Below are 23004 nucleotides of genomic sequence, written 5' to 3'. Positions count from 1 at the left end.
AGGAAGGAGACAGGAGACAGGCACTGTCGCGATTCGTGTCTCCTGACTCCCGTCTGCTTGGTCCTCATGTCCGTGTGAGGATACAGGAGACAGGCCCTGTCGCGATTCGTGTCTCCTGACTCCTGTATCCTGGGTCCTCACACGAGCCACATCAGTTCCCACTCCCATTGCCCCCTTCAAGTAATTGCACAATCCCGCGTGAACCGTTCTCCCTTCCGCAGTGTTATATCGATAACGGTGGAAGCGCTTCACCCCGTGAGCTTGAATTCCGGCGGGATGTGTCGTACCTTAATTAGTTATGCGCGTATCCGGTTTAGTTTCCATATAGAAAGCAATTGATTCCATGTCACATAACAATACAACCTCCGTGCAACAAGAACCCCAAGTCGATGCGAACCTTTTCCGGGATGTGACCACCCTGGACGTACATCCCACCACGCTCCGCCACTGGTATCAGCTCATGCATCTCGGACGCCTGCTCGACGAGAAGGCGGCCCGGTACCTCAAAATGTCGAAGGGCTGGTCGTACCACGCGCCCTGCGCCGGCCACGAGGGCATTCAGCTCGCCATGGGCATCACATTCCGGCCGGGGGTGGATTTCCTCTTCCCGTATTACCGCGATCTCATGACCTCGCTGGCCGCGGGCCTGACACCGGAGGAGATCATCCTCAACGGTCTCTCGAAGGACACCGACGTCGCCGGCGGCGGGCGCCACATGAGCAACCACTTCGCGAAACCGTCCATCGGCATTCAGAACGTCTCGTCGTGCACGGGCAACCACAGTCTGCACGCCACGGGCGTCGCGCGCGCCATCAAAAAGTACGAGGGCGACGCAATCGCGATATACAGCAGCGGCGAGAGCGCCACATCGGAGGGATATTTCTACGAGGCCGTGAGCGGCGCGTGCCGCGAGCAGCTCCCCGTGCTCTTCGTGATTCAGAACAACGGCTACGGCATCTCCGTGCCGGTGCACGAACAGAGTCCGAGCACAAACATCGCGGACAATTTCCGCGGCTTCAAGAATCTGCTCGTGCTCAACTGCGACGGCACAAACATCTTCGATTCGTGGCGGACCATGCAGGACGCGGCCATGCACGCGCGCAGCGGCGGCGGACCCGTCATGATCCATGCCGAGTGTGTGCGCATCGGCGCGCACAGCAACTCCGACCGCCAGGAACTGTACCGCTCGCCCGAGGAACTCGAGGAGGCGCGCCAGCGCGATCCATTGCAGCGCTTCCGCGCCTACATTCTGCAGCATGAACTCTTCACCGAGGACGAGATCGCGGCCATCGAAAGCGAGAACCAGGCGACACTCGAACTCGCGGCCGAAAAGGCCGAAGCAGCGCCGGAACCGTCGCAGGAATCCGCGCACATGTTTGTCTTCCCCGACGACACACACGTGTGTCCACTGAGCGACGAACAACTGACAAAGATCGCCGACAGCGCCGCTGCCGGCGGCTCGGTCTCCACCTTCCGCGAAGCGATCAACGAAACGCTGCACGAGGAATTCCGCCGCAATCCCAACACCTTCCTGTGGGGACAGGACGTGGCCTCGCGCGACAAGGGCGGCATCTTCAACGTCACCAAAGGCATGCTGCACGAGTTCGGCAAGGAGCGCATCTTTAACGCGCCCATCGCGGAAGACTTCATCCTCGGCACGGCCAACGGTTTTGCGCGGTATCGCGACGACATCTGGGTCGTGGTCGAAGGAGCGGAGTTTGCGGACTACTTCTGGCCCGCGATGGAACAGCTTGTCGAAACCACGCACGAATACTGGCGCACAAAAGGACAATTCGCTCCGAATATCGTCGTGCGCCTCGCGTCAGGCGGATACATCCAGGGCGGACTCTACCATTCGCAGAGCATCGAAGGATCGCTAGCCGCCATCCCCGGCCTTCGCATCGTGATCCCCTCCTTCGCCGACGACGCCACGGGTCTGCTCCGCTGCGCCATGCGCACGCGCGGCATCACCATGTATCTCGAGCCGAAACATCTGTACAATCACGCCATGGCTAAGGCCGCGCGTCCCGCCCCGTCGTACTGCGTGCCCATCGGACGCGCGCGTGTGCGCCGCGAGGGCGCCGATCTCAGCATCGTGACCTACGGCACACCGGTGCACTTCGCCCTGCAGGCGGCGGAACGCCTGGCGAAGGAAGAGAATATTTCGGTGGAGGTACTCGATCTGCGCTCGCTCATTCCCTACGACAAGGATGCGATCGCCAAGACCGTGCAGAAGACGGGCAAGGTGATGGTCCTGCAGGAAGCCAACCGTACGGGCGGCTTCGGCGGCGAGATCGCTGCATGGATCGCCGAGGAACAATTCGCCTTCCTCGACGCGCCCGTCATGCGCCTGGGTTCCAAGGACATCCCGGTCGGTTTTGCGAAGAATCTCGAGAAGGAAGTTCTCGTAAATGCCGACGACGTGTATGCCACGGCATTAAAACTCGCGAAGTACTGATCCCGCGGCGTCCGCGTCCGGATCACGCAGGCCGTGTCTCCGGCGCGAACACTTCACTCTTGCACAATACCACGAAACGGGCCTGGCGGCAGTGCTGTCCGGCCCGTCATCGTTTTCCCGCCGCAGGTCGTCGGCCGATCTATCCCCGCGCGTGCGTTTAGGGCGAAGCCAATCTGTGCCGGAGCGGAACGCGGCGTATGCTTCAGGGTTGTGCGCCGATTTTTGTATCATTGGTGAATCTGTCCATCATTTCACGGAAGGCATCATGTTCGATCTCTCGTTTTTTGGGGCGGCGCGTACGGTCACGGGTTCCTGTCACCTTGTGCAGGTCAACGGGAAACGTATCCTGCTGGATTGCGGGCTCTTTCAGGGCCGCCGCGAAGAATCGGCGGAGAAGAACCGGACCTTTCCCTTCGATCCCGCGGAGATCGATGTGCTGGTGCTGTCGCACGCACATATCGACCACAGCGGAAAAATTCCGATGCTGGTGCGGCATGGATTCAACGGGACCATCGTCTCGACACACGCGACGCGCGATCTTGCCAACATCATGCTGCTCGACAGCGCGCACATACAGGAGAAGGACGCCGAGTTCGTCACGAAGAAACACGCGCGGAAAGGCCTGCCTCCCGTCGAGCCGCTGTACACGTCCGACGACGTGATCACGGCGATGGAGCAGTTCCAGACCGTCGGATACAGGCGCCGTATACCGCTGACCGGGAATGTGGACGTGACGTTCTACGATGCCGGACACATCCTCGGATCCGCGCAGGTGGTGCTCGACATCGCCGTGAACGGATCCTCCACGCGGCTGTGTTTTACGGGCGATCTGGGCCGGCCCGACCGCCCCATCCTCCGCGATCCCGACTTTACAGGGGATGTGGACACACTCATCACCGAGAGCACCTACGGCGGCCGCTTCCATCACGACGACACCACCGCGCTCGATACGCTCGAGGACGTCATCAAACGGACCGTGGCGCGCGGCGGCAAGATCATCGTGCCCGCCTTCTCCGTGGGCCGCACGCAGGAGCTGGTGTACGATCTGAATCAGTTGCGTCTGCAGGGCCGTCTTCCCGAGATCCCGATATATGTGGACAGTCCGCTCAGCAGCAACGCGACCGAAGTGTTCCGCATTCATCCGGAATGTATGGATCCCGACGTGCGCGAGGCGCTGCTCACGCGGCAGGATCCGTTCGGCTTCAACCGTCTCAGTTACATCACACACGTCGAGGATTCGAAGGCGTTAAACGCCTCGCGTGATCCGATGATGATCATCTCCTCGTCCGGCATGTGTGAAGCGGGACGCATTCTGCATCATCTCGCGAACTCCGTCGAGAACGAGCGCAACACCGTGCTCATCACGGGCTACAACGCCGAGCACACGCTGGGCCGGCGCATTGTCGAGCGCCACCCCTCCGTGAAAATTTTCGGCGACGAATTCTCGCTGCGCGCCGAAGTGGTGGTGATGAACTCCCTCAGCGCCCACGCCGACCGCACCGAGCTTCTCGCGCATCACGCACGCTACGACCGCTCACGCCTCACAAACATCTTCCTCGTCCACGGCGACCTCGACCAGCAGGAAAAATACCGCGACGGCCTCGTGGGCGAACTCGGCTTCCCGTCGGTCACCATACCCGAAGCGGGGGATCGGTTTAGTGTGTAACACGTACACACGTGGAAGGTGGAAGGTGGAAGGTGGAAAGTTGAAAGTGGACAAGTAGCAAAGTAGCAAGGTCTTGATCTTTTCAACTTTGCTACCTTGCTACATTCCACAAAAAAATGGCAGCCGCTGACGCTTCTGCCATTCCTGATCGACGGTGAGATAATGTGAGGGGGTGTTCCTCCCTAGGTGCTGAAGTCTTGGGTTAGACGGGGCACGGGTGGGAAATGTTTCATCGCAAGAGGGCAAGAATCGGTCGCCATTCCGGAACAACGGTCATCGTGACAGCGCATCGCCGCGCGAGATTCTCTGTCTCGAAATTCGGATCAAAAATCGCAGCTTTGGTGTTAGATTATGGACGATCACCTACGCGGTCCATCCCAGACAGCCCCTTACTCCCGGTTCCCATATCCTAACTCCTAACTCCCAGATCCCAGTTCCTCCCTCCTCATGTCTTCATCTTACGACATCCTCGTCATCGGCGGCGGCCATGCCGGCATCGAAGCCGGGCTGGCTGCGGCGCGCATGGGCTGCAGGACGGCGCTGATTTCGATGGAGGCCGCGGCGATAGGCCGCATGTCGTGTAATCCGGCGATTGGCGGGACGGCAAAGGGACATCTCGTGCGCGAGATCGACGCGCTGGGCGGAGAGATGGCGAAGATCGCCGACGCGACGGCGATACAGTTTAAAATGCTCAACCGCTCGAAGGGCCCGGCCGTCTGGTCGCCGCGCACGCAGAACGATCGAGAACTCTACGCGCTCGAGGCGCAGCGCCGCGTATCCGCGCAGCCCGGACTCGACGTCATCGAGGATTCCGTGCGCCTGCTGCACCTCGAGAACAACACCGTATCCGGCGTCACAACCGCCTCCGGACGCGAGCTGCCCTGCCGCGCCATCGTGCTCTGCGCGGGCACCTTCCTCAATGCGGCCATGTACACCGGACTCGCGCGCACGGAGGGCGGCCGCTTCGGCGAGCGCCCCGCAACGGGCATCACCGAAACCCTGCTCGCGTTGGGCTTCGAGACGGGACGGCTCAAAACCGGCACACCGCCGCGTGTCGCGCTGCACAGTCTCGACCTCGACGAAACGACCCTCGCCCCGGGCGACGAGCCGCCGCTGCCGCTCAGTTTCCAGTCGCCCCCTCCCGTGCTGGAACAGGTCCCGTGCTGGATCACACGCACGAACGAATCCACACATGCCGTGATGCGCGAAGGGTTCGATGAAAGCCCGATGTTCACCGGGCGTATTCAGGGAGTGGGTCCGCGCTACTGCCCCAGCATAGAGGACAAGATCGTCCGATTTTCCGAGCGCGACAGCCATCATCTTTTTCTCGAGCCCGAGGGGCGCGAGTCCGACGTGGTGTACGTGAACGGTTTCTCGTCGAGTCTGCCGGCGGACGTGCAGGTCCGCGCATTACGCACCGTGCCGGGCATGCGGACCGTGGAAATGCTGCGGCCCGGATACGCCGTCGAATACGACTATTTCCCGCCGCATCAGCTTCATCTCACACTCGAGACCAAGGCCGTGTCGGGCTTGTTTCACGCGGGGCAGATCAACGGCACGTCGGGCTACGAGGAGGCCGCGGCGCAGGGCCTGATCGCGGGCATCAATGCGGCGCGCCGTGTGCGTGGCGAAGCGCCCTTCGTGCTCACACGCGCCGAGGCCTACATCGGCGTGTTGATCGACGACCTCGTCAACAAGGGCACCGAGGAGCCGTACCGCATGTTCACCTCCCGCGCGGAGTACCGCCTCCTGCTGCGGCAGGACAATGCCGACAGGCGGCTCATGGGCTACGGCCACGCGTTGGGACTGATCCCCGACGCGGTGTATGAGGCGATGCGCGAGCGCGACGCGGCCGTGCGGCGCATTCTGCCGATACTGGAAAAACGAACCGTCTCCCCCGCGCGTATCAATCCCTACCTCGAATCCATCGGCTCGACGCCGCTGCCGCAGAGCGATTTCGCCGCAAAAATTCTGCGGCGCGACGAGGTGCGCGCCCACGATTTTTTCCGCATCGATGGTTTTTCGTCCGACCCCGATTTTGCGCCCGCCGTGGCGGATCCCGCCATAGCCGCGCAGATAGAGATCGAAACCAAATACGCCGGTTACATCGAGCGGCAGCGCATCGATGTCGAGAAATTCCTCAATGCAGAACAGCAGCGCATACCGGCGGACTTCGACTACCGGCGCGTACACTCGCTCTCGACGGAAGGCAGGGCGAAGCTGATGCGCGTCCGCCCCGCATCCATCGGACAGGCGTCGCGCATCTCGGGTGTCAGCGCCGCCGACGTGTCGATACTGATGGTGCTGCTGCGCGGATAAAACACCGCGCGCGCCGACTACTTCGCGTTCGAGTCGTTCTGCATCATGCCGAAGATGTTACCCTCGGTGTCCTTGCAGTAGGCCAGCCAGCCCACACCAAAAATGGGCATTTTCGGAACCGCGAGTGTTGCGCCCGCCTGCAGGGCCGTTTCAAGACTGGCGTCGAGCGACTCCACGTCCATCGTGCACACAAACGCGTTGACGGCCTGGCCCTCGACCGGCGCGGCGCCGCGGCGTATCACCATGCCGCCGTGAATACCCGGCACGCCGTCGGCCCCGGTGTTCAGTATCCAGTAGCGGTTTTCCTCCGGCATTTCCACGCCGGGCACCACCCACTCGTGAATATCCCAGCCGAACACCGCGCTGTAAAATGCGGCGGCGCGCCCGGGGTCGGCCGCGTGAATTTCGAAGTGAACAACTCTGTTCATGCCATGTCTCCGATTATGGTGTGCATCGTGTTGGTCAATGGTCGCGCGGAGGAAGGGTCCGACGACAGGATTTATTTTCCCGGAGCGACGTCGGGAAGCGCCTTGATGGAGCGGAGTATCGCGCGGCCGATGGATTCACGTTTCGGCGTGTCGTCGCCGCCGCGCGGCATGTCGATGTTCAACGCAAAAAACACGGGGCCTTCGGGCCACTCCACCCATCCGACCCACCAGCCGACGTGTGTATCGAGACGCGACTGCCAGCCGGTTTTGGCGCGCAGGCGCCAGTCGCGGCCCGCCTCGATGAGCATCACATCCTTCACCAGACGCTGATGCTCGACGCGGAACGGGAGCGCGTTTGTATATAACCGGCGCAGAAAATCCACCTGCTCGAGCGCGGAAATGCGCAGCGTGCCGTTCAGCCAGAACAGATCCACCGCGCCCTGGGCCGACATGTTTCCGTACTTGATGGCACGGAGGTACCGGGTCTCGGCCTGTGCGCCTATGGCCCGCGCCCACTGCTGATACAGCCACACGACGGAGTGCCGCATCGAGGAACGAAGATCCTGATCGGCGTTCCATGCCTCGATGGCGCGTCGTTGTCCGTCCCAGCGGAAGCGCTGGAATTCATTCTTCACCACACCCGCGTCGAGCGCAAACAGCGCGTGCGGCACCTTGAAGGTGGACGCCGGCGAGAATCGTTCGCGCGCGCGGTCGGTATTGTACACCCATTGTGAATCCACCCGCATGTCGACGACGACCACGGTGCCTTCCACGCCCTCGTCCGCGAAAAACCGTTTCCACTCGTCCCGTGTCGCGACACGCTGCGACATGGCCGGAGCCGCGGCGAGACACAGCATAAAAATATATAACACCCGAGATTTCATTGTATACAATGGATGCGGCGGCCGCGTGTCACGAGCCGGACTGTTCACAGAGGGATTTGAGAATTTCCAACGCGCGCGGGTAGGTGTCCTGCATGTAATCGACAAAATCCGGCGTGACCTGCACGTCGATACGCAGTTCGGTCGATGCGCCCCGCGGAGTGAATGTATAGTTTTCGTAGGCGGGCGCCCAGGCGCGGATGGCCTCGCTTTCCGTATCCTCCACCCCGTTTTCGATATATCCGAGCATTTTGATCGAGATGTATTCATATGGCCGGTTCTCGGCGATGACGGCCGTCATGCCACCGCCCTTCGGATCCAGAAATTGAATCCGGGCCCCCTGTTCCCACGAACCGACATAGTGCGATCCTTCAGTAAATGCGGCTGTCCACAGGCGGTACGTCTTGTCCTGCAGCATCGTATTCCACACGGTGGACGGGGACGCGTCGATGAGCACCGTAAATTCTAATGTGTGCATAGTGCAGCTTTCATCAGGTGACGAGAGAGGGATTGTCGATTAACATACGGCGCAACCCGTCACACGTCAAATACCCGCGCCGCCATGCTCACCCGGTCACGTATCCACACCCACCGTCAGACCGATGGACGTGTCGTAGAGATTCATGCCCGCCTTGTCGGCGCGTATCGCCACTGCGCGATGAAATCCGATGGTCTGCCCCGCGTCCGCTTCCAGTGCTTCGGCATCGGAAGGGAACACACTTTTACCACTGCGTTCGAGGGCGCGTTCAAAATCGCTCCAGTGCCTCCATCCGTCCGGGAGTGTGTCGACACGCACAGAATGTACGCCTGCGCTGCGTTCCCAGATCGCGCGCCACTGAGCGGCCGTGCGGAAACTCCAGAGATCGTCCTCCCAAAACACCTTCCCGTTCGACTGGGGAGTCGCGAGATGTGCGGGCACTTCCGTAATCTCCCGCATGAAACCCGGGACAACCACGCCAATGCTCCCGCCCGCGCGCACGAAACGGCTGAGGTATTGCAGGTACAACAGATCGGTTCCGAAATATTGGTAGGCGTCGATCGAGACGACGGCGTTGAAGAAGTCCGGAGGAAACGGCAGCGCGTGCGCCTCGGCGCGGAGGGGATAGACGGAGTCGGTAAGGCCGGCTTCCGTGGCTCTCCGCCAGTTGTGATCGGGGGCGATCCAGAGGTCCGCCGCCCACACACGCACGCCGAATTCCTTTGCGAGGAAGATGCTGCTCAGCGCCTTGCCACAGCCCAGATCGAGCAGGCGCATGCCCGGCTCGAGGTGCATGGCTTCCGTGAGCCATTCGCAGAGCCACACGGCATTCGGCCCCATCTGATTCTCGAGCATCCATTGCGGATCGTAGGTGTTCGATCGCGGGAACTCGGGCTTCCGCAGCAGCGACAGTGTATCGTTCATGGGAGTTCTCTGTGAAATGGTGACGGTGTTCAGTGTGTGTGCAGCAGCGGGACAAGGGCGCCCGCGGCGCTGCGGCCGGAGAATGCCGCGCCCTCGACGTGTGGTCCGCCGAAGGCGTCGCCCGCGATCAGCAGAGGCGGCGACGTGTGCAGCACACGGAAAGCGCCGTCGGAGAAATGTGTCGGTTTGCTGTAGAGCCAGCCGTGCACCTGGAACTCCTCACTCTCGGATCCGATCCAGGGCGCGCAATGCTCGAGCAGTGCGCGGCCGATTTCGCGGCGGTCCTCCCCCCAACAGTCGCGGCTGAACTCGGGGGTTGCGTGCACAGTGATGCCGGGCACGTCTGAAATACCCTTCTGCTGATTGTCGGCGATCCACGAGACGGGACACCTGTCCGGCACGAGAAAGCCCGGCGCGGGAATGCGCGACACGTCGCGCAACACCGCCATGACGGCGATACAACACTCGTAGCGCACCGCGTCGAGCGCGGCGCGGTCGGCCGCGGATACGTCGCACGTGCCTGCCGCAAGAAGTTCGAGGGCCTGCGGCACGGGGGTGGTGAGCAGCACCGCCTTCGCGTGCAGAGACCGGCCGTCCGCCGTTTCCGCGGACCAGCCGCCGGCTGCGTTGTGCAGCGCGACCACTTTTGTTTCGAGCAGCAGGTCGAGATGTTCCGCGAGATGTTTCGGCACGGCCGTCATTGCCGGCACTCCGCGCCAGCATGTGACATCCTCGCGTGTGTCGGTGAACCATTCGTCCAGCAACCCCAGGCGCGACCAGGCGCGCAGGGCGGTGGAAAATTCGCTTCCCGTGGCGGAGAGCACCTGGGCCCCGTGGTCGAATATCGCGCCGCCGAGACGCCGGGTGGACATACGCCCGCCCACGCCCCTTGCCTTGTCCGCTATGAGCACCGCAAGTCCACGCTCGTGCAGGAGTGTTGCGGCCGTCAGTCCGGCGATGCCTGCGCCCACGACAAGGACGTCCGTAGTGATCTTTTCTTCGAGCATATCGTGCCGCCGGATTCCTGAGGATGTGACGTTGTTGAAGCGGATGAAGCGGCCGTCCTCGCGCGCGGATCCGCCCAGAATTCCAGTTCGCGCGGTGTATGGCCGATCAGTTTGTCGCGTTGATATCCCATCATGGTACAGTACGCGGAGTTCACCTCCACAACGCGTCATTCAGGAAAGGAGGTGACTATCCGCGCGAGAGGATTTGTACGAAAGGTGCGCGAACCACCACACCCGCGGGCAGGTACTGCAATAGAAGGGATACCGTGGTATCGCCGGTATGTGCGTACATCGTCTCTCCAGGGCTGACACCGCTTCGTGTGCGACATCCGTATGCCGCGCTGAAAGCGGAGTGGGGGTGCAGGTTGGGCATTCCCGGAGAAAGCAGGCGGGGTTCCTGCTTCCAAATACCACGCCCGCAGCACCGTCAGGGTTCGATATCGGATTTTTCTATCCGAACCATTCAATAAACGTTACACAGGAAACTATCGAAGAACGGTCGAAATGTCAAGTGCCACCCGCCGCATCGTCTCCCGGGACAATACAGCGTACGCTATGTGATGCATCCGCCGTGAAACGCGGACGCACGCGGCATGCCACCGGGTGAGAGGTACTACTTTCCCGATTCAGCCACCGGGAACCACAGCTCAACCAGGCCGCTGCCGCTTTCCACGTCGAATCGTTCATCATAGAGTTCAAAATCCGGCACCTGCACCGGGGTAATCCCGGAATGCGGCAGCCAGTCGCGGAAGATCAGTTCCCATGTATGCCGCAGCGCGGACATATGACCAAAATGCTCGAACACCGCGTACCGCTGTTCATGAATGCGCATACGTCCGAGTTCAGGTGCGAGTGTATCGAAACTCTCAACTTCGGAGGCACACATGTATTCGAAACCCTCCGCCCTGCTGCCGCACACCACCCCGTAGCGGATGGCGGGATTAATCGATGGAATATCGTCGCGGCATGCAAAGTCCTGCCATTGACGAGGTATTGTCCTGTACGAATCTGCGTACAGATGCTGCCTGCGTATTCCTGCAAGCAGCATCGCTCGGCCGCGTGTGAAACGGCTGGGGGCGATGAGCATGGAATCGTCCTTCGAAAAACCGGATGTGGTGGAGGCTCTGCCGAAAAGCATGGTAATGTGCCCACTCCGGCCCCCGGAGACAATCACATTTTCCATCGATCGTGCAAACTTTGCATTCCGTTGCCATACGATCAGGCGTGGTCGCCTCCCTGCTTTGGCGAAAATCTGTCATTCCAACTCCGTGTCAAGCGATGGAACAGCGCTGTGGGTGCGTCGGTACTCGGAGAACACACATCCCGTGAAGTCTCACACTCTGGTGCATTGGAGAACACGTACACGCGATCCCTGCGGGAACACGTGACAATGGCGCGTCGTGATACTGGAGGAGATACTGTCGTCCGAAGCTACGTAATTCCACACGCTGACGCAATGGCGGCACGCCACAGCGTCACATCAAGGACTCCGGCCGATTCGGAGCGTCGTACCGTGACGACGTGCAGAAGCGCGGTCAGCCGGCCGGCCGTGGGGTTGGAGCCGGCTCCGCTTCAGGACCCATGGTCAACCCGCCTGTCCGTTCGAGCCAGTCCGCAACTGCGTCCGCGACGCGCGGGATGTCTCCATCGGATACATCAATGGTGAACGACGGAAGCGCGGAAGCCGCGATGAGTTCACGAAGCTGTTCCTGCTCTTCGATAAATTGATTCACGTCGTCGTACTGCGAGGGTTTGCCCGACACCTTCAGGCGCTCGACGCGCGCGGCTTCGAAAGATTCGGGCGACCGCACGCAGAACACAAGCCGGAATCCCAGCGGCTTGAGTCGCTCCTCGAGCCAGGCAAAGTTGTAACGTCGTCCGTACTGGCGCCACTGCACGAGTTGCGTGGAGATGTGGAAGCGGTCCACAATCCACGAGTAGTATTTCTGCAGTTCGAAGAGGCGCACCCACGTCTCGTACGTCTCCATCGCCTGCGCCTCCTCCTCCGGCGCAAAGTTGATCAGTCCCCTGCCCCAGGGCACATTTGTGAATGCGCACCACTCGGCGGATATCAACGGCGAATGGTAGCGGTAGCGGCGTGGTCCGACACATCGCGGATGTTCGTTGAGTGCAAACGCCAGGTCGGTCTTGTGCGTGAGTCGTGTGCCTTCAAGAATGATTTTGGGACAGAGTTTCATGGCTCCCATGCGTGCGAGAGGTGATCGGAAGGATACCGGAACCGGTACATGAAAGGTGACATCGGCATCAAAAAAGGCACGTGCAAACTACATCCGCCCGGGTCGAAGTATCAACGTGCCGGGTCTCGGCATGCAGCAGGACGACTGACTGAAGTGGAACATGACGCATTGGATTTTTCTTGTCGCGGGGTATTTTTCCGATTCATCTCACAGGAAGGACTCCCCATGTTTCTCGGACACTACGCAGTGGCGCTGGCCGCGAAGGGTGCGGCTCCCAGGATTTCGCTGGCGCGGTTGATCCTCGCCGCGCAGCTCGTGGATTTGATATGGCCCATGCTTCTGCTGCTCGGTCTGGAACATGTGCGCATCGCTCCGGGCGACACGGCGTTTACTCCGCTGGACTTCTACGACTATCCCTACACGCACAGCTTTCTCGCGGCGTTGATGTGGTCGCTGCTTGCAGGTGCGGGCGTGTGGACCGCCTACCGCCGCGTGCGCGACGCCGTTGTGCTGGGGCTCGTCGTGTTCAGCCACTGGCTGCTCGACGTCTTGTCACACAGGCCCGACCTGCCGCTTGCGCCCGGCTCCGACATTCACATCGGCCTCGGCTTGTGGAACAACGTCGCGGCGACCATCGTTGTCGAGTGCCTGCTCTTTGTCGTGGGAGCCGCCCTGTACCAGCGTTCCACAAAGGCGAAGGACGGTACCGGTACCGCGGCGCTGTACGGCATGCTGGCTTTTCTGGCCGTGATCTATGTCGTAAACGTGTTCGGTCCACCGCCGCCCAATGTCGACGCCATCGGCTGGGCGGGCTTGCTCCTCTGGCTTTTTATTCCCTGGGCCTGGTGGATCGAGAAACACCGCAGCGTGGTCTGAACCGCCGGATCAGTGTGAACGACCGGTCTCGCGCTTCGCCTTTCCGTCTTCGGGTATTCGCGCGACGAGTTCCGCCTGCACCACGGCCGCCATATTCCCCACCATCAGGATGCCGAGAAGGATCACGATCCACAGGCCGCTCGCGGGATCCACAATGTTACCCAGAGCGAGCGCCGCACCGACGGCAAAGACGAGAATACCCGCCCACACGCGTCCACGAGTCCATGCCGCGCTTCGTGCCGCCATGAGAAGGTGGCTGCGTTCGGCACGGCTCAGACGCGACCAGCCGGGGATATCAGACGCGCGCCAGTAGTAGCTCATTTCTTTCCTGTTTTTGCGCGCGCTTCCTTCACGCGATGTTTCACGATGCGCCGGATCAACGTGGTGGGTATCGGCGCGTCGATCGGGAATTGAATCGCACCCTTAGAGGTTTTATACGCCGCGAGATCTTGTGCAAACACGGTTGTGGCTTCGGCGCCGGGGTACAGACCGATGTGTTTCTTGAAACCACCGAAGTGTACAAGATTCCCGTTCAGCACATAGGTCGGGATCTGGTATTTGATCGTCTCGACGGCATCGGGTGCGGCCGCGCGAATAATTGCGCGCACCTTCTCGAGCAGCGGCCGCACCTCCGGGGGAAAGCCGGCGATGTATTCGTCGATCGTTGTGGGAGTATCCGCGGGAGCTTTCATCTCACGTACTTTCGTTTGTGTGCGGGTGAGCCGCGAGTTGTGTGATGTCGGGATTCTCGAGCACGCGCTTCTCCGAGCCGTACAGTGTCACGTTGATCATCGAGCGGCCGAGATCGGCGAGTCTGCAGACGGACTTCGGAAATATTGCATGCAAAAGAGGGTATGGCGATGCAACGATGCGGAACAGGAGTTTTACGTTGTGCTGTCCCGGTACGGGCTTCATAAGTCCGGGCCGGAAATGATGAACGGCGCGGAAGGGCAATGCAGAGAGATGATTCTCGGTACGCCCTTTCACGCGCGCCCACATGAGACGGCCCTGTTCGGTTCCATCGGTCGCCTGGCCCGACACGTAACAGAAAGTCATGCCGGGATTCACGCGCGCGAGCAGCGTGGCGACAGACATCGTCAGATCGTAGGTGACGCGCGTGTATGCGTCCTCCTTCATGCCCACCGACGACACACCCAAGCAGAAATAACATGCGTCGTATCCACGCAGTTGTTCCTCAAGTGGACGAAGGTCGGAGATATCCGCGTGTAATATCTCCCGCAGCTTGGGGTGGGCCACGCCGCAGGTCCGCCGCCCTACAACCAGCACCGATTGCACACGTTCGGCTGCAAGGGCCGTGAGCAGCACCCCTTCCCCCACCATGCCCGATGCGCCGAAGATGATAACACGAATGTTCATGCGCCGCCTTCCGTGTCAGTTTCCATGATGCAGATCGAAGAGGAGGAGGATTGTGCCGCGGGCGTCGGTGGCAAGGCGGGCGGCAAGCAGGTAGCCCGCGCGCGGCGTCCATATCCACTCGACGTGTGCTGAGGATACTCGGCGGCGGTTCATGATTCGTTTTTCGAGGACCGACTCGATGCGATGCAGCAGCGCGCCGAATGCAGCGGACGTGTCGGCCGCATCGATACGTTTAACGCCGCGGATGCGCGAGAGCTTCAGCGAGCCGAAGCGGTCGGCATCATAGTCGAGAGCGACGCTCCACCCGTCCGCGGCGGTATCACGCGTCACATGTGTGAAACCCACCACACGCTCGTAGTTGTAGAGCGAGTCGCGGAAAAAATGAAGCGTCCCGTCCGGTGCCGCCACGGTCCCAGGCGCCCAGTCCTGTTGTATCTTCATCATGGCGGTAAACACGATGGGATCAAAATCCTGGGAGTCTGCGCGGCTCGGAAGCCCGGTGAGCATCACCAGGCACAGGGATACGGCAAAGCGCGCTGCATGCAACGGCGCGTGATGGAAGGAGTGCGGCATCATACTCGGTGCGGAATTCCGGATACGGAGGTCTTATTCTGTGGCGGCGGACCGCCGGTGTTGTATTTCCTCGATCGCGGCAGCGCGCGGGTCACACCAGCGCTTGCGCCACGATTCCCCCAATGAGCAGCGCGAGCACCAGACTTCCAATCCAAATGATCATCCCCTCGCGCACGCCGCGCTCCTTGAGCATCACCATAAGCGACGCGATACAGGGCACAAACAGCGTGATGGTGACGAGCGCGGCGACGGTTTGATAGGGTGATAGATGCATGTCGTACAGTCCGGCCGCGCCGAAATCGCGCCGCACCAGCCCCATGACGAAGGCCATGGCGGCCTCCTTCGGAAGTTTGAGCCAGGTGACGACCAGCGGCTGCAGCGCGTCCTGCACGGCGACGAGGGCTCCGGTCACCTGCAGGATGCTCACGGCAAGTGATCCGATGAAGAACCACAGACTCGCCTCCTTCAGGAAGAAGTAGGTCTTGTAGCCGGTCTTCTGTATCACGTTGCCGATGCGCGGAAGGCGCAGCGGCGGCAGGTCGAGCAGCAGGGCCGAGGTTTCGCCGGGGATTCCGCGGCTGAGCAGCGTGCCCACGGCGACGAGGAAACTGAATATGACTGCGGAATACACTGCCGTGGCCGCGGGACCCGCGGTGGCGAGGAGGGCGGCGATGACACCGAGCTGCGCTGAACACGGGATGGCGAGCTGAAGGATGGTGGTGGCGATGGTTTTTTCGCGCTGCGTCCCGAGCAGGCGCGTTGTGATGGTGGCCATGGTCACACAGCCGAAACCGAGGATTAACGGAATGACCGCGCGTCCGTTCAGGCCGATGAAGCGCAGGAGGCGGTCCACCAGCGTCGCAAGCCGGGGCAGGTAGCCGCTGTCCTCGAGCACGGACAGGGCGAGGTAGAATCCGATGACGAGCGGTGTGAGAAGAAAGATGAGATACGTAAACGTCATCGTGACCGCGCCGAACTCGCCGAAGAACACGGCAACCCAGGGATTGCGGAAGGTGAAATTCCAGTTCGCGTCATGTCCGCCGGCGAAGTCGCGTGCCTCCTCCCACACAGAGTGCCGCGCGTTGCTGCCCTCAGGAAAGTCGAAGGAGCGTGTGGCGATCACGTCGTCGTTGTCGTTGACACGTTCGATGGTGAGGAGCGTGGAGGAGTTGCGCGCGACGAGTGATTTGATCGCCACATCGACGATACGGTTGCCGATGGTGACCTCGGTGAAACCCACCACGTCCTGCGCGACAAATACACCCACAAACTGATAGACGAGAAACAGGATCACGGCCAGGGCGGGAATGCCGTAGACAGGGCTCACGGTCAGCCGGCCCAGGGCGGACGATAGCTGTCTTCCCGCGCCGGCGTCGGCGACACAGCGGGCGACGATCTGATTCACGCGGTTGCGACGCGCGATGTACACTTCCTCGCGTCGCGCGGCCTCGGCGGGAGCGATGCCGTGACGCGCTGCAACGGCCGCATCACCTTCCAGAACCATGAGTGCTTCGGCCTGCGACCCCACGGCGGAAAGCATGTGGTGCAGATCCGTGTGCAGTCCGCGATCCACATTTCCTTCACAGGCGCGGGTGATGAGGTCGTGGAGTCCGTCGAGTCCCTCTCTGCGTGTGGCGACGGCGCCAATGACGGGCACCCCCAAATCACGCGAGAGTGCCTCGAGGTCGATGTGCAGCCGGCGGTGGCGCGCCTCGTCCATCATGTTCACCACGAGACCGACACGTTTGCCCATGTCGATGAGCTGCTGTGTCAGAAACAGATCGCGTTCGAGATGGACGGCATCCACGACATTGATCACAACATCTGCGTAGAGCACGATGTCGCGCGCCACGGTTTCCTCGTCGTTGAAGGAGGAGACGCCATAGATACCGGGCGTGTCGAAGATGTCGTAATCGAGGTAGCTGCCCTTCGACACTTCGACGGTGGTGCCAGGGAAGTTCGACACGTCGACGTAGAGGCCGCTGAGATAGTTGAAGACCACCGACTTGCCGACGTTGGGATTGCCCGCGAGCACGAGGCGCGGGCGGGGCGAGCCGTCGAGCAGCACACGTTCTTCACGTCGATGGCGGTGGTCGCGATGTTCCGCGCGCGGAGGCGCGTTATGTGTATCGTGTATGGGAGAGCTCATGGAAATGTTCGAACGTCACTCGACGGGAGAGACGGTGATGGAGGCCGCGAGTTCCGCGCTGAGCGCCACTTCCTGGCGGCTGTGTGCAAGCACGAGCGTGCCGCCGGGCAGACGCTCCAGGCATTCGAGTTCCGCGCCTTCCATGATGCCGATGCGTATGAGCTGCGCGCGGAAACTTCCGTCGGGCAGCCGGAGAACACGCACGCGTCCGCCGCGGCGCACTGCACCGAGTGTCATGCGGCGCCTCCGAGACTGCGTTTGCGGAGGCAGGCGGGACAGATGCCGTAGATGTGCAGCACGGCGTCCTGCAACTCGTGTCCGAGAAACGCCGCGGCATCGCGGGCCATACGATCGACACGCTTGTCGATGAATTCCTCGATGTTCCCGCAACTGCGGCAGATGAGATGGTGATGCGGCTGCACGTTGTGCGCAATCTCGTAGCGCGCCGACCTCTCGCCGAAGCGGTACTGCGCCAGCACGCCCGCTTCGCGCAGCTTGTCGACAGTGTTGTACACAGTGGCGCGCGACACGGTGCTGCCCTGGGTTTTCATCCGGTAAAACAACTGGTCCACATCAAAATGTCCGGGCGTCTGCATCACGGCTTCGAGCACTTCTAGACGCTCTGGTGTCACACGGAGGCCACGCTCGTGAAGGTAATCGGTGAATAAAGTCTTGATATCGCGCTTGGGCATGTGCGTTTAGAATTAATCTAAATAAACATACCGCACAGGCCGCTGCGAAACAAATGACATTTCCACGTTACACGTTACAGGTTTCCACGTTACACGTTACACGTTACAAGTAGCAAGGTGGCAAAGTGGCAAAGTGGCAAAGTAAAAAACGGGGCACCCGTTGCGGCGTGCCCCTGAATTCAGCGTGTCTCTACATCCAACGGCCTGTTCCCTCCACTCTCCCGTCGACCAACGTCTTTCCCCTTGTCACGTGTCACTTTCTACTTGTCACATGTCACTTGTCACATTCTACTTGTCACGTGTCACGTGTCACTTTCTACTTTCCACTTTTCACTTTCTACGTCCCACGTGTCACCTTCCACGTTCCCGCCGTACCCGTCTACGGGAGACGTTTTTTAAACGCGGCGTACTGTTTGACGTAGAGCTGCGACTCCGACGGTGAGGAGATATTCCATTCGCGCATGCGGGCATTCACGTTGTTGCCGCGCTCGTCCGAGGGGGGATGAGTGAGGAACAGTTTTTCGAGCGACGAGGCGCCGCCCTTGCCGGAGCTGCCGATCTTGTCGAAGAAGTACTTGATGCCACCGGGGTAATAGTCCGTGGAGCGCAAGTAGAGCATGCTGAAGTTGTCGGATTCCATCTCGTCGTCGCGGCTGTTCTGAAGGAAGCCGAGATTGGTGAAGAGGTTCGCCGCGATCTGGGCGGTGGTGCTGGGATTTTTGCCCAGGACTATGCCGAGCATGGCCTGCACCCCGTACGCGGCCGTGATACGTTTGCTCGCATGACGCCGTTCGGCGTGCGCGATCTCGTGCCCGAGCACGCCGGCAAGGGAGGCCTCGTTCTCGAGAAATTTCAGCAGTCCCGTGTACACGTAAATGTAGCCGCCCGGTGTGCAGAAGGCGTTGATGGTTTTATCGTCGTGGATGATTTCGAGCTTGTACGGATACACCGCCTTTTTTGTCACGTCGGGGGATGCGAGCACCTTCTGGATCACACCCGACACGTAGGCCTTCACTTCGGGATGGCCCTGCAGGATGGGATATTCCTTCGGATTCGCGCGGATCTCGGTGTCGAGCTGCGCGCCGAGTTCGACATCGTCCTTGTCGGAAAAAATGTTCACACCGCAGGCACCGATGACACCGGCGTACACGACGAGGACGAGCATTGCGATGCGGCTGCGCAGGATTGTGCGAAGCTCGCGTTTCAGGGTTGTGATCATGGGCCTGCCTCTCTGAAAACGACGAAGTATTTCTTTATTCGGATACAGATAATAGGAAATTACTGTGTCATCCAAAACAGCACGCGCCGCCGGAACGTTTCCTCGATGGCGAGGAAAACCGGATCGTTCTCGCCAAGGGGTTCCGGATTCGAGGAGAAGAAGCGGTCGGCGGTTTCGCGCAGGTAGCCGCAGTCCTCACGGAGAAACACCTCGTGTCGCAGCGTCTCGAATCCGGCAAAACGCCGCGCATACCAGAGCAGGTGTTTGCGCGCGCGCGGCAGGGCGAGCACGGGTCCGTACAGTTTCTCGATTGCCGCGAGATGCCGCAGGACACCCGGGCGCATCGCGTCGGCGGATGGCGCCGCGTCGAGTATCCCCCTCTCGCTGCCTTCGGCGATGTCGCGGAATATCCACGGCGTGCCCAGCGCGCCGCGCGCAACCATCACGGCATCACAGCCGGTATGCTGCATCATCGCGTGCGCGTCACGGGCCGAAAACACGTCGCCGTTCCCCAGGACGGGTACCCGCGCCTCGTCCTTGGCCACGGCAATGCTCTCCCAATGCGCCGCCTCGGAGTACGAGGCCGAGCGTGCGCGCCCGTGCACCGCGATCAGGGCCGCGCCGTTGTCCTCGGCGGTACGCACGATTCTGCGTATGGTGTTCTCCTTGCGGTGCGCGCTCATGCGCACCTTCACCGACACGGGCACGTCGGAGGCGCGCACCGCGGCGTCGATGACACGGCCGAGCCGCGCGAGATCCTCGAGCAGGTCCGCTCCTGCCCCCGCTTCGCAGATGCGGTCGTCCGGACAGCCGCAGTTGATGTCGAAGAACGCGGGATGTAACGGCGCAAGCCGCTGCACCGCAAGCGACACGCCATCGGGCGTCGCGGCGACAAGCTGTATGGAGACCGGACCCTCGTCCGCGTCAAACACCGCGTAGCGGTAGGCCTCGGATGATCCCTCGGCGATGCCTTTTGCGCTCGCCATTTCCGTGTATCCGTGTCCGAGCCCGTACTCCCTGCACACGACGCGGAATGGCGCATCGGTTGTGCCCAGCATCGGCGCCAGTGTCGCCTTTGTATCGAGTATGAATTTTACGTTCGGGTGCATCGGAGAAGATACATCGGCGGGCGGCGGAACGGAAAATTGATTCTGTCAGTTCCTGATTCCTGTCTCCTGTCTCCTCTATCCTCAAATGGGTGTGAGGAGACAGGAGAATGGAGACAGGACACACGCATCCAACGAATCAGCCGGTGCCTCCTACATTCCAGATCCCAGCTCCTAACTCCCAGCTCCTAGCTCAAAACTCCGCGCTGACGCCGATGGTCGGAAGTATACCGATGGTGCCGCTGCCGAGTTCGGTCCGGCGGTTCCGGAAGTCGAAGCGCGCACTCTGCACATTCTTGCGATTGTACACGTTCTGAATGTCGATGTAGGTGACGAGGTTCCATGTCGCAAAATTCCAGCGGCGGTCGAGGCGCAGATCGAGCGCATGAAACACCGGCAGGCGCTCGCCGTTGTAGCGTGCCGCGTCGATGGTGCCGTCGGGCAGGAACGGCGTGTACGGCGCGCCGGTCCCGAATCGGAATTTGAGACTGGTCTCCCAACGTTCGTTGAATTTGTATCCACCGCTCAGATTCACAATGATGCGCTGATCGAAGGATCCCGGCCGCTCCACGCCGTCGAGCGCCGTAAAGTTCGACTCGCCGTAGGTCAGACTCAGAATTCCGTAACAGGGGATTTCGGAGAGGCGCTTCTGCAACAGAAGTTCCACACCACGGGCGAGTCCGCTGCCCTCACTGACCAGCGGATCGAAGCCGAACGCGGCAAAGCCCTCATCGGATCCGCCAAAACCCGCGCCGGTGTTGGCCTGCACAAAATATTTCCGCAAGGTGTTCGCGGGATAATTCGTGTACTGCTTCACGTAACCTTCGAGACGGATCTTGGTATCGGCGCGCAGCAGATGTTCGATACCCGCCACAAACTGCCGCACCTGCAGATGCTCGAGCGCGCGGTTGGCGGAGTTGGACACGAGCCAGATCAGCGACGGCGCCTGGTGAAAGATACCGGCGCTTGCACTCACCGATGTCAGCGGTGTAACGGCGTAGGAGAGGGAGAGGCGCGGACTGAACACGGCCGGCTTGTCGATCATGCTGAAGTAATCCACACGCGCTCCCGCGATGGCTTGAAGCCGGTCGAAAAACAGATGGGAGATCTGTGCGTAGGCGGAGGCCTTTGTGCCGGTCGTGTCCCACAGCGTGTTCGGCGTCATGGCAAGCGGGAAATACGGATTGGGCGACACGTTCAGGCGGCCGTCCACACGCAGGAGTTTTCCCTGCGCACCAAAGCTCAGCTCGGTGCCGCGGTCCAGCAGGAACACCGCGTCCGCGCGAAGACCGGTCTCCGCCTCCTTCGAGATGCTCGTGAAGACGGGATTGAGCAGCGAATCCGTCTGCAGATAATCGTAGGAGACGAAGGTGCGATTCAACGACAGTGTCACAAAACCGTGTTCCATCAGGTGCCGCCAGGAGAAGGACGAAATGTACTGATCCTGCGAACTGCCGAGTATGCGCGAGTTGCTGTAGCGCTGGTCCTCGGTGTCGTTGAAGAATCGTATGTCGTCGAGCGCGGAGATGGTGAAAAACGAGAGTTCGTTTTTTGAGTCGATGGAATACCGCGCCTTGGCGAGGAAGTCCCAGTACTCCGGCACAAAACCGAAACCAGCGGCTTTGAAGATAAAATCGAGGTAGCTGCGCCGGGCCGAGAAAAGGAAGTTTCCGTTTCCGCCCAGCGGCCCTTCCGCGTTGAGGCCGAACTGCGAGGCCGACACGGTGGCCTTCCCGCCGATGCGGTCGTCGCGTCCGTCTTTCAACTGTATCGAAAGCACCGACGACAGTTTGTCGCCATAGCGCGATCCGAAACCACCGCTCGAGAAGGTCACGTCGCGCACAAAATCGAGATTGACAAAACTCAGCGGTCCGCCCGTCGCGCCCTGCGTGCCGAAATGATTGATGTTCGGGACTTCGATATTGTCGATCACATAAAGGTTCTCGGAAGCCGCGCCGCCGCGGACGATGAGATCGTTGCGCCCGGCCGACACCTGCACGACGCCCGGGAGTACGGAAATCGCGCGGATGACGTCCTCCTGCCCTCCGGGTGCCCGTCGTATTTCCTCGTAGGATAGGGTCTGTGCGCTGACAGGTTCGTCGGCGTCCTTGCGGAAATAATCGGCCTCCACGACCACCGCATCAAGATCGATGGGCATGGCCTGAAGTTGAAACACGAGCTGCGTCTGCCGTCCGGATGCCACCACCACATCGGTGAGCAGTGCCGGCTTGTATCCGACAACCGAGGCCTGCACGCGGTATGTGCCCGGCGGCACGTTCCGGATCTCGAAACGGCCTTCGACGTCTGCCGCAGCGCCGTAGCTCGTCCAGAGAACAATCACCGACGCGCCGACCAGCGCTTCGCCCGTCGCCTCGTCACTGACACTACCTTTGATGGATCCCGCCGCCTCCTGCGCCCACGACACGACGGGGGTGATAAGGGTTCCCGCGAACAGAAGGAGTAGTGCGCAGGTGTGCAGGATCGAGGTGCGTCGTGGTGTCATTGTATTGGTGTCGGTCGTGGTGTAGAGTCTCGGTGTCGTAGCCATATAACGAAGCGTGTGGCGTGCGGAGTTCCGCAATCACACAGTATCGGAGCCACACTGATACGGAGGGACAAAAAAAAACGCTGCGAGTGCTTCGCAGCGTTTCCA

General features: G+C 61.0%; 22 protein-coding genes. 4 read left to right on the top strand and 18 right to left on the bottom strand.

Features of this window, described 5'->3' with window-relative positions:
• The first annotated feature begins 343 nt into the window (after window positions 1–343).
• The 3 genes from HY962_14490 (at window position 344) to mnmG (ending at window position 6443) form a co-directional block, all read left to right on the top strand.
• Window positions 344–2458, top strand: coding sequence for a 2-oxoisovalerate dehydrogenase (locus HY962_14490; protein MBI5648137.1), 2115 nt, complete (start codon window positions 344–346; stop codon window positions 2456–2458).
• Between the two features lie 265 nt (window positions 2459–2723).
• The gene (locus HY962_14485; GenBank protein MBI5648136.1) at window positions 2724–4124 is read left to right on the top strand and encodes an MBL fold metallo-hydrolase; all 1401 of its coding nucleotides are present in this window, start codon (window positions 2724–2726) and stop codon (window positions 4122–4124) included.
• Window positions 4125–4571: 447 nt separating this feature from the next.
• Window positions 4572–6443 carry a tRNA uridine-5-carboxymethylaminomethyl(34) synthesis enzyme MnmG gene (gene mnmG / locus HY962_14480; GenBank protein MBI5648135.1) on the top strand — a complete coding sequence of 624 codons (1872 nt, stop codon included), beginning with the start codon at window positions 4572–4574 and terminating at the stop codon, window positions 6441–6443.
• A 17-nt stretch (window positions 6444–6460) separates the two neighbouring features.
• On the opposite strand, the gene HY962_14475 is transcribed toward mnmG, so the two are convergent.
• From HY962_14475 to HY962_14440, 8 genes are all read right to left on the bottom strand, one after another.
• The gene (locus HY962_14475; GenBank protein MBI5648134.1) at window positions 6461–6871 is read right to left on the bottom strand and encodes a VOC family protein; all 411 of its coding nucleotides are present in this window, start codon (window positions 6869–6871) and stop codon (window positions 6461–6463) included.
• Between the two features lie 71 nt (window positions 6872–6942).
• Window positions 6943–7728, bottom strand: a complete 786-nt coding sequence (gene blaOXA / locus HY962_14470) for a class D beta-lactamase (protein ID MBI5648133.1) — start codon at window positions 7726–7728, stop codon at window positions 6943–6945.
• Between the two features lie 55 nt (window positions 7729–7783).
• Complete coding sequence (locus HY962_14465) at window positions 7784–8230, bottom strand: SRPBCC domain-containing protein (GenBank protein ID MBI5648132.1); 447 nt, start codon at window positions 8228–8230, stop codon at window positions 7784–7786.
• Window positions 8231–8326: 96 nt separating this feature from the next.
• Window positions 8327–9154, bottom strand: coding sequence for a methyltransferase domain-containing protein (locus HY962_14460; protein MBI5648131.1), 828 nt, complete (start codon window positions 9152–9154; stop codon window positions 8327–8329).
• Window positions 9155–9183: 29 nt separating this feature from the next.
• Entirely contained in the window at window positions 9184–10161 is a 978-nt protein-coding gene (locus tag HY962_14455; GenBank protein ID MBI5648130.1) for an FAD-dependent oxidoreductase, read from the bottom strand.
• Window positions 10101–10295 carry a hypothetical protein gene (locus HY962_14450; GenBank protein ID MBI5648129.1) on the bottom strand — a complete coding sequence of 65 codons (195 nt, stop codon included), beginning with the start codon at window positions 10293–10295 and terminating at the stop codon, window positions 10101–10103. Before HY962_14450 ends, HY962_14455 begins: the two co-directional genes overlap by 61 nt.
• A gap of 479 nt (window positions 10296–10774) precedes the next feature.
• Window positions 10775–11299, bottom strand: coding sequence for an AraC family transcriptional regulator (locus HY962_14445; GenBank protein MBI5648128.1), 525 nt, complete (start codon window positions 11297–11299; stop codon window positions 10775–10777).
• Window positions 11300–11696: 397 nt separating this feature from the next.
• Window positions 11697–12368 (bottom strand): hypothetical protein, encoded by a 672-nt coding sequence (locus tag HY962_14440; GenBank protein ID MBI5648127.1) that lies wholly within the window; start codon window positions 12366–12368, stop codon window positions 11697–11699.
• A gap of 216 nt (window positions 12369–12584) precedes the next feature.
• Between HY962_14440 and HY962_14435 the strand changes: the two genes are divergently transcribed.
• Window positions 12585–13235, top strand: a complete 651-nt coding sequence (locus HY962_14435) for a hypothetical protein (GenBank protein ID MBI5648126.1) — start codon at window positions 12585–12587, stop codon at window positions 13233–13235.
• A gap of 9 nt (window positions 13236–13244) precedes the next feature.
• Here HY962_14435 and HY962_14430 read toward each other — a convergent pair whose 3' ends face one another.
• The 10 genes from HY962_14430 to HY962_14385 all read right to left on the bottom strand — a co-directional run bounded on the left by HY962_14430 (window position 13245) and on the right by HY962_14385 (window position 22854).
• The gene (locus HY962_14430) at window positions 13245–13556 is read right to left on the bottom strand and encodes a hypothetical protein (GenBank protein ID MBI5648125.1); all 312 of its coding nucleotides are present in this window, start codon (window positions 13554–13556) and stop codon (window positions 13245–13247) included.
• Window positions 13553–13927, bottom strand: a complete 375-nt coding sequence (locus HY962_14425; protein ID MBI5648124.1) for a DUF1801 domain-containing protein — start codon at window positions 13925–13927, stop codon at window positions 13553–13555. Before HY962_14425 ends, HY962_14430 begins: the two co-directional genes overlap by 4 nt.
• Window position 13928: 1 nt before the next feature.
• Window positions 13929–14612 (bottom strand): epimerase, encoded by a 684-nt coding sequence (locus HY962_14420; GenBank protein MBI5648123.1) that lies wholly within the window; start codon window positions 14610–14612, stop codon window positions 13929–13931.
• Between the two features lie 15 nt (window positions 14613–14627).
• Window positions 14628–15188 carry a hypothetical protein gene (locus HY962_14415; protein ID MBI5648122.1) on the bottom strand — a complete coding sequence of 187 codons (561 nt, stop codon included), beginning with the start codon at window positions 15186–15188 and terminating at the stop codon, window positions 14628–14630.
• Window positions 15189–15276: 88 nt separating this feature from the next.
• A complete protein-coding gene (locus HY962_14410; protein MBI5648121.1) occupies window positions 15277–16905 on the bottom strand; it encodes a ferrous iron transporter B in 1629 nt (542 codons plus the stop codon).
• 444 nt (window positions 16906–17349) lie between these two features.
• Window positions 17350–17571 (bottom strand): ferrous iron transport protein A, encoded by a 222-nt coding sequence (locus HY962_14405; protein ID MBI5648120.1) that lies wholly within the window; start codon window positions 17569–17571, stop codon window positions 17350–17352.
• Entirely contained in the window at window positions 17568–18026 is a 459-nt protein-coding gene (locus HY962_14400) for a transcriptional repressor (GenBank protein MBI5648119.1), read from the bottom strand. Before HY962_14400 ends, HY962_14405 begins: the two co-directional genes overlap by 4 nt.
• Window positions 18027–18405: 379 nt before the next feature.
• Window positions 18406–19245 (bottom strand): M48 family metalloprotease, encoded by an 840-nt coding sequence (locus HY962_14395; protein MBI5648118.1) that lies wholly within the window; start codon window positions 19243–19245, stop codon window positions 18406–18408.
• A 59-nt stretch (window positions 19246–19304) separates the two neighbouring features.
• On the bottom strand, window positions 19305–20354 hold the full coding sequence (locus HY962_14390) for a tRNA-dihydrouridine synthase (protein ID MBI5648117.1): 1050 nt from the start codon (window positions 20352–20354) through the stop codon (window positions 19305–19307).
• Between the two features lie 190 nt (window positions 20355–20544).
• The gene (locus HY962_14385; protein ID MBI5648116.1) at window positions 20545–22854 is read right to left on the bottom strand and encodes a TonB-dependent receptor; all 2310 of its coding nucleotides are present in this window, start codon (window positions 22852–22854) and stop codon (window positions 20545–20547) included.
• Between the last annotated feature and the right edge of the window lie 150 nt (window positions 22855–23004).

The organism is Ignavibacteriota bacterium (genome assembly GCA_016218045.1).
Classification (GTDB): domain Bacteria; phylum Bacteroidota; class Ignavibacteria; order SZUA-365; family SZUA-365; genus JACRFB01.
Note: the sequence above shows the minus strand (reverse complement) of the source record. Positions and strands in the feature narration are given on the sequence as shown.

Excerpts from the sequence above, each read along its gene's own strand:
- blaOXA (MBI5648133.1), bottom strand. The coding sequence starts at position 7,728 with ATGCTGTGTCTCGCCGCGGCTCCGGCCATGTCGCAGCGTGTCGCGACA.
- HY962_14475 (MBI5648134.1), bottom strand. The coding sequence starts at position 6,871 with ATGAACAGAGTTGTTCACTTCGAAATTCACGCGGCCGACCCCGGGCGC.
- HY962_14410 (MBI5648121.1), bottom strand. The coding sequence starts at position 16,905 with ATGGACGAGGCGCGCCACCGCCGGCTGCACATCGACCTCGAGGCACTC.
- HY962_14400 (MBI5648119.1), bottom strand. The coding sequence starts at position 18,026 with ATGCCCAAGCGCGATATCAAGACTTTATTCACCGATTACCTTCACGAG.
- HY962_14455 (MBI5648130.1), bottom strand. The coding sequence starts at position 10,161 with ATGCTCGAAGAAAAGATCACTACGGACGTCCTTGTCGTGGGCGCAGGC.
- HY962_14430 (MBI5648125.1), bottom strand. The coding sequence starts at position 13,556 with ATGAGCTACTACTGGCGCGCGTCTGATATCCCCGGCTGGTCGCGTCTG.
- HY962_14405 (MBI5648120.1), bottom strand. The coding sequence starts at position 17,571 with ATGACACTCGGTGCAGTGCGCCGCGGCGGACGCGTGCGTGTTCTCCGG.
- HY962_14490 (MBI5648137.1), top strand. The coding sequence starts at position 344 with ATGTCACATAACAATACAACCTCCGTGCAACAAGAACCCCAAGTCGAT.
- mnmG (MBI5648135.1), top strand. The coding sequence starts at position 4,572 with ATGTCTTCATCTTACGACATCCTCGTCATCGGCGGCGGCCATGCCGGC.
- HY962_14390 (MBI5648117.1), bottom strand. The coding sequence starts at position 20,354 with ATGCACCCGAACGTAAAATTCATACTCGATACAAAGGCGACACTGGCG.
- HY962_14440 (MBI5648127.1), bottom strand. The coding sequence starts at position 12,368 with ATGGGAGCCATGAAACTCTGTCCCAAAATCATTCTTGAAGGCACACGA.
- HY962_14460 (MBI5648131.1), bottom strand. The coding sequence starts at position 9,154 with ATGAACGATACACTGTCGCTGCTGCGGAAGCCCGAGTTCCCGCGATCG.
- HY962_14420 (MBI5648123.1), bottom strand. The coding sequence starts at position 14,612 with ATGAACATTCGTGTTATCATCTTCGGCGCATCGGGCATGGTGGGGGAA.
- HY962_14445 (MBI5648128.1), bottom strand. The coding sequence starts at position 11,299 with ATGCTTTTCGGCAGAGCCTCCACCACATCCGGTTTTTCGAAGGACGAT.
- HY962_14385 (MBI5648116.1), bottom strand. The coding sequence starts at position 22,854 with ATGACACCACGACGCACCTCGATCCTGCACACCTGCGCACTACTCCTT.
- HY962_14415 (MBI5648122.1), bottom strand. The coding sequence starts at position 15,188 with ATGATGCCGCACTCCTTCCATCACGCGCCGTTGCATGCAGCGCGCTTT.
- HY962_14465 (MBI5648132.1), bottom strand. The coding sequence starts at position 8,230 with ATGCACACATTAGAATTTACGGTGCTCATCGACGCGTCCCCGTCCACC.
- HY962_14395 (MBI5648118.1), bottom strand. The coding sequence starts at position 19,245 with ATGATCACAACCCTGAAACGCGAGCTTCGCACAATCCTGCGCAGCCGC.
- HY962_14435 (MBI5648126.1), top strand. The coding sequence starts at position 12,585 with ATGTTTCTCGGACACTACGCAGTGGCGCTGGCCGCGAAGGGTGCGGCT.
- HY962_14425 (MBI5648124.1), bottom strand. The coding sequence starts at position 13,927 with ATGAAAGCTCCCGCGGATACTCCCACAACGATCGACGAATACATCGCC.
- HY962_14450 (MBI5648129.1), bottom strand. The coding sequence starts at position 10,295 with ATGATGGGATATCAACGCGACAAACTGATCGGCCATACACCGCGCGAA.
- HY962_14485 (MBI5648136.1), top strand. The coding sequence starts at position 2,724 with ATGTTCGATCTCTCGTTTTTTGGGGCGGCGCGTACGGTCACGGGTTCC.